General features: G+C 62.1%; 13 protein-coding genes. 12 read left to right on the plus strand and 1 reads right to left on the minus strand.

Annotation, left to right across the window (positions count from 1 at the left end):
* Positions 1-13 precede the first annotated feature (13 nt).
* From ACV1FX_RS09980 to neuB, 8 genes are all read left to right on the plus strand, one after another.
* Entirely contained in the window at positions 14-1471 is a 1458-nt protein-coding gene (locus ACV1FX_RS09980) for a hypothetical protein (protein WP_473117379.1), read from the plus strand.
* 146 nt (positions 1472-1617) lie between these two features.
* On the plus strand, positions 1618-2487 hold the full coding sequence (locus tag ACV1FX_RS09985) for a coiled-coil domain-containing protein (RefSeq protein WP_473117380.1): 870 nt from the start codon (positions 1618-1620) through the stop codon (positions 2485-2487).
* Positions 2488-2538: 51 nt separating this feature from the next.
* Complete coding sequence (locus ACV1FX_RS09990; RefSeq protein WP_473117381.1) at positions 2539-4002, plus strand: DUF6418 domain-containing protein; 1464 nt, start codon at positions 2539-2541, stop codon at positions 4000-4002.
* 74 nt (positions 4003-4076) lie between these two features.
* Positions 4077-5279 carry an HAD-IIIA family hydrolase gene (locus ACV1FX_RS09995; RefSeq protein WP_473117382.1) on the plus strand — a complete coding sequence of 401 codons (1203 nt, stop codon included), beginning with the start codon at positions 4077-4079 and terminating at the stop codon, positions 5277-5279.
* 143 nt (positions 5280-5422) lie between these two features.
* Positions 5423-6442: an NAD-dependent 4,6-dehydratase LegB gene (locus ACV1FX_RS10000; RefSeq protein ID WP_473117383.1), complete on the plus strand. Its 1020-nt coding sequence runs from the start codon at positions 5423-5425 to the stop codon at positions 6440-6442.
* Positions 6435-7646 (plus strand): LegC family aminotransferase, encoded by a 1212-nt coding sequence (locus ACV1FX_RS10005; RefSeq protein WP_473117384.1) that lies wholly within the window; start codon positions 6435-6437, stop codon positions 7644-7646. The genes ACV1FX_RS10000 and ACV1FX_RS10005 overlap by 8 nt, the downstream gene beginning before the upstream one ends.
* Positions 7639-8817 (plus strand): UDP-N-acetylglucosamine 2-epimerase, encoded by a 1179-nt coding sequence (neuC, locus tag ACV1FX_RS10010; RefSeq protein WP_473117385.1) that lies wholly within the window; start codon positions 7639-7641, stop codon positions 8815-8817. The genes ACV1FX_RS10005 and neuC overlap by 8 nt, the downstream gene beginning before the upstream one ends.
* Complete coding sequence (gene neuB, locus ACV1FX_RS10015; protein WP_473117386.1) at positions 8814-9884, plus strand: N-acetylneuraminate synthase; 1071 nt, start codon at positions 8814-8816, stop codon at positions 9882-9884. Before neuC ends, neuB begins: the two co-directional genes overlap by 4 nt.
* Here neuB and ACV1FX_RS10020 read toward each other — a convergent pair.
* A complete protein-coding gene (locus ACV1FX_RS10020) occupies positions 9824-10492 on the minus strand; it encodes an acetyltransferase (protein WP_473117387.1) in 669 nt (222 codons plus the stop codon). The two genes, neuB and ACV1FX_RS10020, sit on opposite strands and share 61 nt — an antisense overlap.
* Before the next feature lie 197 nt (positions 10493-10689).
* Here ACV1FX_RS10020 and ACV1FX_RS10025 point away from each other — a divergent pair, with 197 nt between their 5' ends.
* From ACV1FX_RS10025 to ACV1FX_RS10040, 4 genes are read left to right on the plus strand one after another with little or no spacing between them, the layout of a single operon-like run.
* Positions 10690-11739 (plus strand): nucleotidyltransferase family protein, encoded by a 1050-nt coding sequence (locus ACV1FX_RS10025; protein WP_473117388.1) that lies wholly within the window; start codon positions 10690-10692, stop codon positions 11737-11739.
* Positions 11736-12644 (plus strand): Gfo/Idh/MocA family protein, encoded by a 909-nt coding sequence (locus ACV1FX_RS10030; RefSeq protein WP_473117389.1) that lies wholly within the window; start codon positions 11736-11738, stop codon positions 12642-12644. Before ACV1FX_RS10025 ends, ACV1FX_RS10030 begins: the two co-directional genes overlap by 4 nt.
* Complete coding sequence (locus ACV1FX_RS10035; RefSeq protein ID WP_473117390.1) at positions 12641-13342, plus strand: acylneuraminate cytidylyltransferase family protein; 702 nt, start codon at positions 12641-12643, stop codon at positions 13340-13342. Before ACV1FX_RS10030 ends, ACV1FX_RS10035 begins: the two co-directional genes overlap by 4 nt.
* 11 nt (positions 13343-13353) lie before the next feature.
* Positions 13354-14175 carry an SDR family oxidoreductase gene (locus ACV1FX_RS10040; RefSeq protein ID WP_473117391.1) on the plus strand — a complete coding sequence of 274 codons (822 nt, stop codon included), beginning with the start codon at positions 13354-13356 and terminating at the stop codon, positions 14173-14175.
* The last annotated feature ends 2 nt before the right edge of the window (positions 14176-14177 follow it).

A 14177-nucleotide genomic window follows, 5' to 3' on the forward strand; every position in this document is an offset into this window, starting at 1 on the left:
TCGCTCGGTTGCAATGAATGAGACTGCGAAAAAATTACTGACGGTGGCCATTCGATTCGGATACCTGGTGCTTTGCTGCGTTCCGCTGTTTTATCTTCTGCCCTTCGCGTCAGCCGCACTCTACAGCAGCCCTTCGACTGATGATTTCTGCTTGGCGTCACACACCCTCGGGCAGGCGGTCGCCGCTGTCCACCAATATTACGTATCAGTGACCGGTCGACTGCCCGCTCTAACGATCATCACTCTCCCCTCTTTGTTGGCGAGCGCCACAGGACTTGATCTTTTCGTTGTCTATCCCGTCTTCAATGCTTTGATGTTGCTCTTGTTCATTATGGCTGTCATGGCGTCCGCAATATTGGTGCTGCGGACGGACAATTATCTGCTCGGCGGCTTGTTCGGGCTGCTGCTGTGCTCCCTTACTCTCAGCATCGTGCCGAACATCGGCGAATTCATCTACTGGGTGACGGGCGAGGCTTGCTACTTGACCGCAGCGATCGGCGCTTCGCTCTTTGCGGCGTGGGCAATCAATGTTTCGCTCAACCGAACCCGCATCAACCTCCGCTCATTGAGCTTGGCTGTTCTGGTCTGCGCGTTCACCGCCATGTTCAACGAATTCACCGCATTCTTTCTGCTCGGCATGGCGACGCTGTCCCTTCTGTTCAGGCTGTTTACGATGCGGCGCGAAGCCCAGGTCGGTTACCACCTCGGGATCCTCGCCGTCATACTGCTGAGTTACGGCGTGGTGCTCTTTTCGCCCAGCAATGCGATCCGCCTCAAAGCCTACCAACGCAGCGGCGATATCGCGGCATCGCTGGACAATGCGATGACCTATCTTGCCGACTATTGCTACGCGATTGGCAATTCTGACGTCATCCGATCGTTTGCGATCTTGGCGATTTGTTTCGGCATTGCCACGAGCCGGCGACTAAGACCCAAGGCTGCGGCGCAGAACATCCTGTTTGCGATTGCGTTGCTGGCGCTCGGTGCGCAGTGGGCGCTCGTGTCCTACTTCATCGGCGCTTACTCGACGGGCGAGGTACTCGCGCTTCGGGCACGAAATGAACTTGTTGCCGTGGAGGTCGTGCTCTTGTCGGCTTGCGTTGTCATTGCGGTCCAAGCGATCCTCGGCATCTCGCTTCAGTTCTACAAGGGCAAAACTCCGACAGCGGCAAGTCTGGCAGCCTTCATCGCGGCGACATACGGAACCTGGCATATCCTGCCAGTAAACACCGCACCTACCTATTTGCAGATCCAGGATGAGTGGCCTCAACTCGTCACTTACTGGCGCGAGAGCCAGGCGAGGAACTCGCTCCTCTCCACGTCAGGCGATGCGAACGTCACCGTTCCCCGCCGCACAGCGTCGCCACGCTTGTTGGCGGGTGACGAACTGAAGGAATCGCCGTCACAACTACCGAACGATTGCGTTGCGCGCTTCTACAATAAATCAACCGTGGTGGTCGCCCATCAGTGACGCAACACAACGGCTTCATGACGATCCGATCGACCGCAAGTTCCGGCAGGCCTGGATAAGCTCGACTATCCTGTTCTCGCGGGGTTGCCACTGGCCAGGACCACAGCCTAAAATCAGCAAAGCCGACAAACTTGTGAGGGGACTTCGTGGGCCAGCATTTTTCGGGCGCGGCACCGGACGCAAGAACGGTCTTGAAGTTCATCTCAGAGCGCGTCTGGAGATCAAAATGGCTAGTTGCGGGCGCCGCAATTGCCGCAGCCGTGCTGACGTTTACGCTTTACCATCCGACGGCATCGGATGTCTGGACCGGCAGGACGAGGGTAACAATCGGCGAAGCGCCGCCCATCAGTTTTGTCATGCAATTGAGTGGCCCGCCTTTGGCTCCGCTTGAGCCTCCTCGCACTTTGGTTGCGCGGATTTCGGATCAATCCTTCAAGGAGAAGATAGCAAATCGCGCTTCATTCAATCCCGAAACCGCTGCCCTTTCCAAGCGGATCGTCACCTCCAGCCTGCGAGGCATTCTTTTGGACAGCGATCGGAACATCGGCGTCGAGCTTTCGGCGGGCTCGCCGGGAGATGTTCGAGCCGCGCTCGATGCTGTTGCCGCGGAGATCGGAGAGATCCATGCGGCCCTCCTCGAACAGAGCCTGAGACCGCTGCGAGCCCAAATCGAAGACGCAAAAGCCCGCGTCGCCAGGATCGAGCAGTCGAACGACGACTTGAACAGCCGGGTGTTGAGCACGGAGGCCGAAGAGAAGACTCGTCCAGGGCCCTGGGTCTTCACTCCGACCGTGACGGCCGCGCTTCCGACGTGGAATAGTCTTAAAGATCGTATTCAGACCGGCGAGAGTCTGGCAACCTTGAGTGAAGCTACGGTGGTACAGGCCGCGGGGGAGATTTCTCCCCTAGCTTCACGCTCAGTCGGAACTCTGACGGCATCCATTGCGGCGGGACTCTTAATGCTTGTGGCAATTGGTCTTCTCTTTCTTGCCGTTAGTCCACGGGGCAGGACTTAGAGTCCGATCCCGCCAGAATATCGTTTGTTCTGATCCGAGGCCGAGCACTCAATGCCACCCCTTCCAGAGCAGACCGCGGTCATCTTGCCGGCAGGTGCATTTTGCCTCTTTGTTATTTTCTTGGCGGCTTACCGGCCCGTCGTCTTTCTTGGATTTTTCTTCATCCTGTTCACGTTCGCCTGGCGTACGGTGTCAACCTCCTTCATCGATTTAGCGGGCCCGATATGGTCGTCCCAGACCGTTCGTTTCGTCGGCCCCGGACTCGCTACTCCGCTGCATGTGCTTGCCTATTTCGTGACGCTTCTCCCCTTTCTGTACGTGCTGCGGTCCGGCGCGATCAGGAACTGGTTGGATGCCATCGATCGGCGACGGGCGGCACCTAGGGTTCTGACCCTGGCGGACGTAACGTTTTTATTGTCATCGCTGTTTCTTGCCTATCTGTTCATGGACATGTTGCGCCGCGGCTCGATTCCGCTGTTCACGCATACTGAACGGTACGATTACACTGCAACAACGGCCGGCGCGGCTCACCGTTGGGTAGCTAAATACGGCAGCTTCCTCGCATTCTGGTGGGGACTCATGCTGGCGGCGGAACGGCTGCGAAATTGCAGAATCGCCTTCCGCTACATGGGACTGGTCGCTACCCTGCTCGTTTACATGTTCCTCACCGGCAACCGCTTCTCCGCATTTTACAGCCTGTTGAGCTTTTTCGTTATTCCCTTCTCTGCAGTTGTTGCGCAGACCGAAGTCGAAAGATCGGTGATCCCATTTCACTGGATCAAGCGCGCATTCGGGGCGCGCGAAACTGCACTCATGGGGGTAGGCGTTTCGCTAACAGTCATCCTCGCTGCTGTAGCCATCTTCAACAATCTGACCACGGTTCGCGGCTATGAGGGCTCCGAAGTCGTGTCCGAGTTCTGGGAGCGCTTACTGGTCCAGCCCAGCGAGATGGGCTGGATTTCCTATGAGCGGATATTCGTCCTCGATCATTGGCAGCCCGGCCGGGTTTACGATTTTCTTTTTCAGACCCCCTTGGATCCCAGCAAGAACACCACGCCGCAATATCTGATGCTGGAAACCGTCGGTGAGCCTCGGACGTCCGATCACATCCTCGCAGGCTTCCAGTTTGCAGGCGGGTTTCCGGAGATCTTCTTCGAGCTGTTCGGCCCAATCTATGCGTGGCCGTTTCTTCTCGGGTGCGGGGCCGTTGCCGCGCTATTGACCGCCCTGATCGTGAAGGGCACGCTGCAGGGGCGGTATGCGTCCGCATTCCTGGCACTCTATGTGTTGTACGGTTTCCTCGTGATGTACATCGGCGGAATGCTCAATTTTCTAGTCGTGGAGAGCTACTGGATGAAGATCGCGGCACTCGTCGTCAGCCTGGTCTTGGAAACGCGGTTTGCTCGTGTTGGACTACCTCTCGTACCATGGGCTGTCATGGCGATACGCCTCCGCGGGCTTGCCGGCGCCCTAAGGCTTTTCAGATCGAGATCGCAGCTCAAGACGACATCTTAGTTCGAAACATGAACTCCGACTATGAAATTGCCTCGCGTACAAGCGGACCCAATCCTGCGCCAGCGGCGCGCACCATGCTGAGACAGGCCGCTATCCTCGTCGGTGGACTTGGTACCCGACTCGGCGACCGCACCAAGTCCATCCCCAAGCCGATGCTCGAAGTTGGCGGACGGCCGTTCCTCGATACGCTGATCGACGAACTCGCACGCTACGACGTCTTCGACGAGATTCTGCTTCTCGCGGGCCACAAGGCCGAGCTCGTCGAGGCGCACTATGCCGGCGTGGTCCGGGGTCGCGCGCGGATCGCCGTCTCGCGCGAGACGCAGCCGCTCGGCACGGCTGGCGCGCTGATCCATGCACACGACCTCCTGCAGGATCGCTTCGTGCTGCTCAACGGCGACTCGCTGTTCGACTTCAATTTGCTGGACCTAATCGCGCGCGCACACTCCGACGGCGTCTACATGGCGCTGCGCGCCGACGTGGACGGCGACCGCTACGGCCGCGTGCTACTGGAGGGCGACGTCGTACGGACATTCGTGGCCCCCGGCGCGGGCGCGACTGGACCGGTCAACGCCGGCGTCTACGTCATCGACAAATCGGTTCTCGCCGATCTGCCACTCCTTCCCGCCTCGATCGAGCAGGACGTATTCCCCTCTCTTGCCGCACGCGGTGCGCTGCGCGGCAGCTCCTATCGCGGCTACTTTATCGACATCGGCATCCCCGAGGACTTTGCGCGTGCCGACCGCGAATTGCGCGCGAGACTGCGGCGCCCGGCGGTGTTCTTCGATCGCGACGGCGTGCTCAACCATGATTCCGGCTACGCGTACGAAGCGGCCGGGCTTGAATGGATCGATGGCGCGCGCGAGGCCGTGAAAGCGGTCAACGATGCCGGCTACTTCGCCTTCGTCATAACCAATCAATCCGGAATCGCGCGCGGCTACTACGAGGAGCACCACGTCATCACCCTGCACCGATGGATGGCGGACCAGATGGCGCTGGTCGGCGCACATATCGATGCCTTCGAGTATTGCCCCGATCATCCCGACGGCACCGTCGCGCGCTATTGCCGCACCAGCGACCGGCGCAAACCCGCGCCCGGCATGATCACCGACCTCGTCAGGCGGTTCCCGATCGACATGAGCCGCAGCATGGTGATCGGCGACAAGCCAAGCGACATGGAGGCGGCAGGGGCGGCAGGCCTTCCCGGCCATTTATTCGACGGGGGAAATCTCGAGACCTTTGTGCGACAGCGCCTCGACGCCGCCAAAAAGGTCTAGGCCGGCTCTCGCTGTCGTCCCCAAAAGCTCTGCATAAGCGGGCATTTGAGGGTGGTCGAGCCCTGCTCTGTTGCACACAACCGCCAGTGTGCTATAGCGCCATCCTATTGCGAAGACTGGCTTAATCGCGTTTGGGGTCCGGCATGGAACAACTCAGGGACGCCCGCGTCCTCGTCACCGGCAGCGACGGCTTTATCGGCTCGCATGTCGTCGAGGAGCTGGTGAAGGCCGGAGCCCGGGTCAAGGCAATCGTCTACTACAACTCCTTCAACTCCTGGGGCTGGCTCGACACAATTGCCCCAGAGGTCATGAAGTCGGTGGAGGTCGTCGCTGGCGACATCCGCGATGCTCATTTCATGATCGAAGCCGCAAGGGGCTGTACCGACGTGCTGCACCTCGCCGCGCTGATCGCGATCCCCTTCTCCTACGTCGCACCGGATTCCTACGTGGAAACCAACATTCGCGGCACAGTGAACGTGCTCCAGGCAGCACGTCTGGCTGGGGTGCGCCGCTTCGTGCAGACCTCGACCAGTGAGGTCTACGGCACGGCGCAATCCGTTCCGATCAAGGAGAGCCACCCGCTGGTCGGTCAGTCGCCTTATTCGGCGTCGAAGATCGCCTCCGACCAGATGGCGCTGTCGTTCCAGGCCTCGTTCGACATCCCTGTCGTCGTCATCCGTCCCTTCAACACTTTTGGCCCGCGGCAGTCGGCGCGCGCAGTGATCCCGACAATCATCAGCCAGATCGCCACCGGCAAGCGCAAGATCCGCCTTGGCGCCGTCAGCCCAACGCGCGACTTTTCGTTTGTCACCGACACCGCGCGGGGCCTGATCGCGGGCCTGACCGCGCCGGCGACGCAGGTATGCGGCCAGACGATCAATCTCGGCAGCGGCTTCGAGATCTCGGTCGGCGCGACCGCGCAGATGATCGCCGACGTCATGGGAACCGCCATCGAGATCGAGACCGACGAGGCACGCCTGCGGCCAGCCAACAGCGAGGTCGAACGCCTGTGGGCCGACAATTCGCTGGCACGTCAACGGCTCGGCTGGGCACCGGAATTCGGCGGCGTCGAAGGCATGCGCCGCGGCATGGAAAAGACGGTGAGCTGGTTCACCAATCCCGCCAATCTCAGCCGGTACAAGGCTGACATCTACAATGTCTGAAGAGACGGTGGGCATCGCCGTGACAAGGTCCGTATTCGAGCCAACAGCAGTAGTCGATGCCGTAAGGCGCGCCGTCGGAACGCCGAACGGCCTGCTTGGCCTGCACGAGCCGGTCTTTGCCGGCAACGAGATCGCCTATCTCGAGGAATGCATCAAGAGCACCTTCGTATCCTCGGTCGGGAAATTCGTCGATCGGTTCGAGCGCATGCTCGAGGAAACAACCGGAGCCAAACGCGCGATCGCCGTGGTCAACGGCACGGCGGCGCTGCACGCCTGCTTCCGACTCGCCGGCGTCGAACCCGGTGATGAGGTGATCTCACCCGCCCTCACCTTCATCGCGACGACGAACGCCATCGCCTATTGCGGCGCTGTCCCGCATTTCGTCGACAGCTCCCTCGAAACTCTCGGCATGGAGCCACGCGCGGTCGCCGCGCGCCTCGAGGCGATCGCAGAACGAACCGCAACCGGCACCATCAACCGCGAGACCGGGCGCCGCATCGCGGCCCTTGCGCCCATGCACACGTTCGGCCACCCCGTAGACTTGGAGGGGATCGCCGCGCTGGCCAAAGACTGGAACATCGCGCTGGTCGAGGATGCTGCGGAATCACTCGGCTCGACCTACAAGGGCCACGCCGTCGGATCACAGGCGCGGCTCGCGGCGCTCAGCTTCAACGGCAACAAGATCGTGACGACGGGCGGCGGCGGCGCCATTCTCACCAACGACGAAGAGCTGGGCCGCCGCGCAAAACATCTCACCACGACCGCCAAGCTGCCGCACAAATGGGCGTTCGTCCACGACGAGGTCGGCTTCAACTATCGCCTGCCCAACCTGAACGCCGCGCTCGGCTGCGCTCAGCTCGAGCAGCTCGATGGCTTCCTGAAGAGCAAGCGCAAGCTGGCGTCGGCTTACGAGCGCGTCTTCGCACACGTCCCTGGCGTGCACTTCTCGCGTGAGCCTGCAGGCACCACCAGCAACTATTGGCTGAACGCGATTCTGCTCGACGAAGCCCATGCGAACCGCCGCGACGAGGTGCTTACAGCGCTCAACGAAGCCGGCTTTGGCGCGCGGCCGGCCTGGACCTTGATGCAGAAGCTGCCGATGTATGCAACAAGTCCGCGCGGCGACTTGTCTGTCGCCGAATCGATCGAGCGTCGACTGATCAACCTGCCGAGCAGCGCCAGCATCAGGGCCCACGATGAGTGACGCCACGCGCAAAATCTGCTTCATCACCGGCAGCCGTGCCGATTTCGGACTGCTGACCTGGCCGATGCGCGCGATCCGGGAAACCCCCGGCCTGGCACTCCAGCTCATTGCCACCGGCATGCATCTCGCCCCGGAGTTCGGTTACACTTTCAGCAACATCCGCGACGAAGGATTTGCGGTCGACGAGACGATCGAGACGCTGCTCAGCAGCGATACCGGAGCCGGCGTCGCAAAATCGGTCGGACTGGGCGTGATCGGATTTGCCGACGCATTCACGCGGCTGAAGCCTGATCTCGTCGTCGTGCTCGGCGACCGTTTCGAGATGTTCGCGGCCGCGCAGGCCGCGATGTTCATGCGCCTGCCGATGGCACATCTGTTCGGCGGCGACGTCACCGAAGGTGCGGTCGACGAGTCGACACGCCATGCCATCAGCAAGATGGCGCATCTGCATTTCACGAGCAATCAGGGCTCGACCGGGCGACTGATCCAGCTCGGCGAGCATCCGTCACGGATCCATACGATCGGCTCTGTGGGCATAGATGCCATCAAGCGCGTTACTCTGATGGATCGTGCCGGCATCGGCCGCGCGGTCGGGATGGCGCTTGGCAGCCGCAACGCTGTGGTGACGTTCCACCCAGTCACGGTCGAAGCGGGCCGTTCGGTAGCCGAGCTGGAGGAGCTGTTCGTGGCGCTCGCAACGCTCGATCCGGCCTTCGGTCTCGTCTTCACGCTTGCCAATGCCGATGCCGAAGGCCGCGCGTTGAACGAACGGATCGAATCCTTCGTCGCGGGCCGCCCGAACAGCATCGCGGTCGCCTCGCTGGGCCAGCTCCGCTATCTCAGCCTGATGAACCAGGTGGACGTGGTGATCGGCAACTCGTCGAGCGGCCTTCTCGAAGCCCCTTCATTCAACGTGCCTACGGTCAACATCGGCGACCGCCAGAAGGGGCGTGAGCGCGCGGCCTCGGTGTTTCAGGCGGAGCCCGAGCGCGGCTCGATCGCCGCCGCCATTGCCCAGGCCCTACAGCGCGGGCGTCAACCCACCGTCAATCCGTACGGCGACGGCGAATCCAGCCGTCGATTTGCCGATACCCTTGCTGCGATCCCGGATTTCAAACAGCTCCTCAAGAAGGGCTTCTACGAGCTTCCCGCAAGCGGGAGAGGTGCATGACGAGGCATACGCTGATCATCGCCGAGGCCGGCGTCAATCACGACGGCAGTCTGGAAAAGGCGCTGGCACTGGTCGACGCTGCGGCAGATGCCGGCGCCGATATTGTCAAGTTCCAGACCTTCAATGCGAGGTCTCTCGCCGGCCATGCGGCGAAGAAGGCGGATTATCAACAGCGCACGACCGACGCTTCGGAGAGCCAGTTGGCCATGCTGACACGGCTCGAACTGCCGCAAGCGGCGCACCGGCAATTAATCGCACGCGCCAACACGCGCGGAATCGAGTTCCTTTCGACGCCGTTCGACGATGCCTCGCTCGCCTTCCTGCTATCGCTGAAACTGCCGCGTATCAAGATCGGGTCTGGCGATCTCACCAACGCGCCCTTGCTTCATGCAGCGGCAAAAGCCGGCGCGACCTTGATCCTGTCAACGGGCATGGCGACATTAGGCGAGGTTGAAGAGGCCCTCGGCGTGCTCGCGCATGGCTACGCGCACCACGTAGATTCGCCCGGCGTCGACGCCTTCCGCGCCGCGTGGCGTGACCCGGGCGCACGTGCCGCGCTCGGCCGCCACGTCAGCCTGCTCCATTGCACCACCGAATATCCCTGCCCGATCGGCGACGTGAACCTCGCAGCGATGGCGACGATGCGGACAGCCTTCCAGCTTCCAGTCGGTTATTCCGATCATACCGACGGCATCGAAATCTCGCTGGCCGCGGTTGCGCTGGGCGCGACCATCATCGAAAAGCACCTCACGCTCGATCGCAACGCCGCAGGTCCCGACCATGCGGCATCGATCGAACCTGGCGAGTTCAAACGAATGGTTACGGCAATCCGCAACGTCGAGAAAGCGCTCGGCGATGGCGTGAAGGCGCCGAAGGAATCCGAGATCGGGAACGTGCCGGTGGCGCGCAAGAGCATCGTGGCGGCGCGATCGCTCAAGGCAGGCGAGTTGATCGGGCCAGACGACATCGCCGCCAAGCGGCCGGGTTCGGGCCGCTCGCCGATCGATTATTGGTCGCTGATTGGAACGCCTGCCCCGCGTGCGCTCGAGCCGGACGATCCGCTCTGACCGTAGGGCTTTGCCGGCAGCCCGCGCAGCACGGACCCCGCCGGGCAAGAAGCTGTCACGACGGAGCCCATCGCAATGGACGTATCGTCGCCGACGACGATGTGATCCTTCACCCGGCTGCCAAGCCCCACGAAACAATTGTTGCCGATCGTTGCACCGCCGCCCGCGACGGTTCCCGGCGAGAGGTGGGTATAGTGCCCGACGCGCACGTCGTGCTCGACGATGACACCGGAATTGACGATGCAGTGATCGCCGATCGCGGCGCGCGCATTAATGATCGCCCCCGGCAGGACGACCGAGCCCACGCCAATGCTCGCCGATGGCGAAACAAATGCACGCGGGTGAATGACGGTCGCCCAGCGCTTGACCCGGATCCGGCCGATCATCTGCGCCCGCCCCGGTCCGGCCTGGAGCGTCCCGATCCCGACTACGAAAGCGACATCGGGATAGTTGGCCGCCACATCGTCGGTTCCAAGGTAGCGCACTTCGCCCAGCCTGACAGGCTGGCGGTCGACGAATCCGACGACGTTGAACTGGCCGGATAGCAGCGCCGCCTCATAGACCATGAAGGCGTGCTCGCCACCGCCGATGATGATCAGATCGTCCATTGCGACTCCCTATCGTGATCATCTTACCGGGCCGGCCGAACGCCTTCAAACCACCGATTCGAACCGGGGAGCGCCACGGTTAACAGGGGCAACCCGAGGTAGCCCTGGTTGGGGTTGACGCCGCCTCTCGCAGCCGCGATATAGCGAAATCACCCGTGGGGCGCCCCCAATATCCGGCGTATACGAGGCAGTTTGCCATGAAATCCTGGCGTAAAGCCGTCGTTGGAACGCAGGCGACCGTCGGCGAGGCCATTGCCGCGATCGAGAGCGGCAGCATCCAGATCGCACTCGTGCTCGACGACCAGAATCGCCTGCTCGGCGTGGTCACGGACGGCGATATCAGGCGCGGCCTGCTCCGCGGCATTCCGCTTACCGGGCTCGCGACCGACGTGATGAACCGGACGCCAGTATCGGCACTGGCGACACTGTCGCGCGAGGATCGCCTGCATCTGATGCGGCAGAAGTCGATCAAGCAGCTCCCGCTGCTCGACGAGGGTGGTCATCTCGTCGTGGTCGAGACGTTCGATGAGCTGCTTGAGCCGCGTCACTATCCGAATCCGGTGCTGATCATGGCCGGTGGACTCGGCGAGCGCCTCGGTGCGCTGACGCGGGACATGCCGAAACCGATGCTCAATGTCGGCGGACGGCCGCTGCTCGAGACCATCGTCCGCAGCGTCGTACAGCAGGGCTTTGCCAACATCTTCATCTCGGTCAACTACAAGGCCGACATCATCAAGGACTATTTTGCCGACGGCGCAGCCTTCGGCGCTAACGTCCAATATGTCCACGAAACGGAGCGCCTGGGGACCGCCGGCGCGCTCGGGCTGTTTCCAACGCCGCCGGATCTGCCGATGATCGTCACCAACGGCGACATCCTCACTACGATCAACTACGGCGCGCTGCTCGATTTCCACAACGGGACACCGGCGGAAGCGACCATGGCGGTACGCGAGCACAAGGTGCACGTGCCCTATGGCGTGGTCTCGACGTCGGACGGCTTTCTCCAGACCATCCGCGAGAAGCCGACGGAAAGCTGGTTTGTCAGCGCCGGCATCTACGTGGTCGGTAATTCCGTCTTCCGTCATGTCGAACCCGGCGTACCCATCGACATGCCGACCGTGCTCGAGCGCGTGATCGCGAGCAAGGGACGCGTCGCGGTCTATCCGATCCGCGAGTACTGGCTCGACATCGGCCGCATGGAGGATTTCGAGCAGGCACACGCGGAATTTCACGAGGTCTTCCTGTGACTTCGGCGAACGCGGTCGTGATTGGCCTTGGCTCGATCGGAACGCGACATGCGCGCGTCCTTCGCGAGCTCGGTCTTGAAGTTACGACGGTGAGCCGGCGCGCAGGCGGCGACCATGCTTCGATCATGGATGCCGTCGCGAAGGTGCACCCCCAATATGCGGTGGTTGCGACCGAGACCGCCAGGCATGGAGAAGATCTCCAAGAGCTCGCGAAAGCCGGCTTCCTTGGATCGGTACTGGTCGAGAAACCGCTGTTCGCAAGGCCTGGTCCGACCGTCAGCTATCCCTTTGCCCACCTGAGCGTCGGCTATAATCTGCGCTTCCATCCGGTGATGACCGCACTTGCGGAAAGAATCCGTGGCCGTGAGACGATTACCGTGTCCGCTTATGTCGGACAGGACATCCGGGACTGGCGGCCCGGCCGCGATCACCGCGCGACCGCGTCCGCCACGGCCGATGCGGGAGGTGGTGTGCTTCGCGACTTGAGCCACGAGCTGGACTATCTGCTATGGCTGTTCGGGCCCTGGCATCGCGTCGCAGCACTCGCCGGCGCGTCGGGTGCGCGCGACATCGACGTCGACGATCATTTTGATCTGCTGCTCGATATGGAGCGCGCGCAAGCGGTTCACGTCCACATGGACTATCTAGACCGGCAAGGTGTCCGCCGCATCCGCGTCAATCTCGAGGATGAGACCATCGAGGCTGACCTCGTTGGCAGCAGGCTATCGGTCAACGGCAAGGCCGTCGATATTCCGAGCCAGCGAGACCAGAGCTATCGCGACATGCACCTCGCCGCGATGGAAGGACAACGCCCGGCCTGCTCGTTACCAGAAGCACTGGGCGTGGTGCACCTGATCGATGCAAGCGAGCGGGCCTGGCGCACGGGAAGCTGGATTTCACCATGAGCCTGATTTGCACGATCTGCGCGCGGGGCGGCTCGAAAGGCGTCGTTGGAAAGAACATCCGCGATCTCCTGGGCAAGCCCGTGCTCGCCTGGAGCATCGAGCAGGCGCGCGAGACCGCCCTGTTCGACGCGATCGCCTTCAGCAGCGATTCCGACGCCCTGCTCGAGGCGGCACTGAAGGCCGGCGCCGATATTGCGGTGAAACGCCCGGACGAGATGGCGACCGACACCGCGCCGAAACTGCCGGCGATCCGGCATTGCCTGGAGCAGGCGGTCGCGCGCAGCGGCACGACGCCGGAGATTTTCGTGGATCTCGACGTCACTTCGCCGCTGCGCCTCGCCTCCGATATCACCGGTGCCGTGGAGTTGCTGCAGACGTCCGGCGCACGCAATGTCATCACCGGAGCAACAGCGCGCCGTTCGCCCTATTTCAATCTCGTGGAGCAACGCGCCGACGGCAGCGTCGGCCTGTCCAAGGCCGTGGATCCTCCGGTCGTGCGCCGCCAGGATGCGCCGCGCTGCTTCGACATGAATGCGTCGATCTACGTCTGGCGTGTTGCGCCTTTCCTGGAGCAACCGGCGGTGTTTTACTCCGACACCCGTCTATTCGAGATGCCGGAAGAACGTTCGGTCGATATCGATTCCGACCTCGATTTTGCCTTGGTGGAACTAATGCTCCGCCAGAGGCTAACGGCTTGAGGGGCAAAGCAATGACCACGAGCTTCAAGGCCCTGTTCGACCTCTCCGGCCGCACCGCGGTCGTCACTGGCGGCTGCGGTATTCTCGGACGACGCTTTGCCGATGGCCTCGCCGAATTCGGCGCCAATATCGCGGTCCTCGACCTCGACCAGAGCGCGACGGAGAGCGCTGCAGCCGAGATTGCATCGCGCCATTCCATTCGCGCCAAGGGGTATGGCTGCGACATCACCCGGCCGGATGCGGTGAGCGACACCGCAAGCGCGATCGAAAACGAACTCGGACCGGTGTCCATCCTGCTCAATAATGCCGCAAGCAAGACGCGCGACGTTGACGCCTTCTTCGCGCCGGTCGAAAAATTCTCGCAAGAGACCTGGCGCGAGATCATGGCGGTCAATCTCGACGGCATGTTCAATGTCGCGCAGGTATTCGGCGGCCGGATGGCGGAGCGCGGCTATGGCGCTATCGTGCAGACCGCCTCGATCTACGGCCTGATGGCGCCTGACCAGCGCATCTACGAAGGCTCCGAATATCTCGGCCGCGCCATTAACACGCCTGCGGTTTACACAGCTTCGAAAGCGGGCGTGATCGGCCTCAGCAAACATCTTGCGACCTATTGGGCGGCCAAGGGCGTTCGCGTCAACACCCTGACTCCGGGAGGCGTCGAGAGTGGCCAGAACGAGACCTTCAAGCAGCGCTACGGCGCCCGCATTCCGCTCGGCCGCATGGCACGCGCGGACGAGATGGTCGGAGCGATGCTGTTCCTGGTTTCCGATGCCGCCTCCTATGTGACCGGTCAGAACATCGCGGTCGACGGCGGCCTGAGCGCCTGGTGAGC

This window comes from Bradyrhizobium ingae, from assembly GCF_055791185.1.

What these genes read in the sequence shown, in the direction of transcription:
- ACV1FX_RS09980 (WP_473117379.1), top strand. Translation starts at nt 14, where the DNA reads ATGAATGAGACTGCGAAAAAATTACTGACGGTGGCCATTCGATTCGGA.
- ACV1FX_RS09990 (WP_473117381.1), top strand. Translation starts at nt 2,539, where the DNA reads ATGCCACCCCTTCCAGAGCAGACCGCGGTCATCTTGCCGGCAGGTGCA.
- ACV1FX_RS09995 (WP_473117382.1), top strand. Translation starts at nt 4,077, where the DNA reads ATGCTGAGACAGGCCGCTATCCTCGTCGGTGGACTTGGTACCCGACTC.
- ACV1FX_RS10000 (WP_473117383.1), top strand. Translation starts at nt 5,423, where the DNA reads ATGGAACAACTCAGGGACGCCCGCGTCCTCGTCACCGGCAGCGACGGC.
- ACV1FX_RS10005 (WP_473117384.1), top strand. Translation starts at nt 6,435, where the DNA reads ATGTCTGAAGAGACGGTGGGCATCGCCGTGACAAGGTCCGTATTCGAG.
- neuC (WP_473117385.1), top strand. Translation starts at nt 7,639, where the DNA reads ATGAGTGACGCCACGCGCAAAATCTGCTTCATCACCGGCAGCCGTGCC.
- neuB (WP_473117386.1), top strand. Translation starts at nt 8,814, where the DNA reads ATGACGAGGCATACGCTGATCATCGCCGAGGCCGGCGTCAATCACGAC.
- ACV1FX_RS10020 (WP_473117387.1), bottom strand. Translation starts at nt 10,492, where the DNA reads ATGGACGATCTGATCATCATCGGCGGTGGCGAGCACGCCTTCATGGTC.
- ACV1FX_RS10025 (WP_473117388.1), top strand. Translation starts at nt 10,690, where the DNA reads ATGAAATCCTGGCGTAAAGCCGTCGTTGGAACGCAGGCGACCGTCGGC.
- ACV1FX_RS10035 (WP_473117390.1), top strand. Translation starts at nt 12,641, where the DNA reads ATGAGCCTGATTTGCACGATCTGCGCGCGGGGCGGCTCGAAAGGCGTC.
- ACV1FX_RS10040 (WP_473117391.1), top strand. Translation starts at nt 13,354, where the DNA reads ATGACCACGAGCTTCAAGGCCCTGTTCGACCTCTCCGGCCGCACCGCG.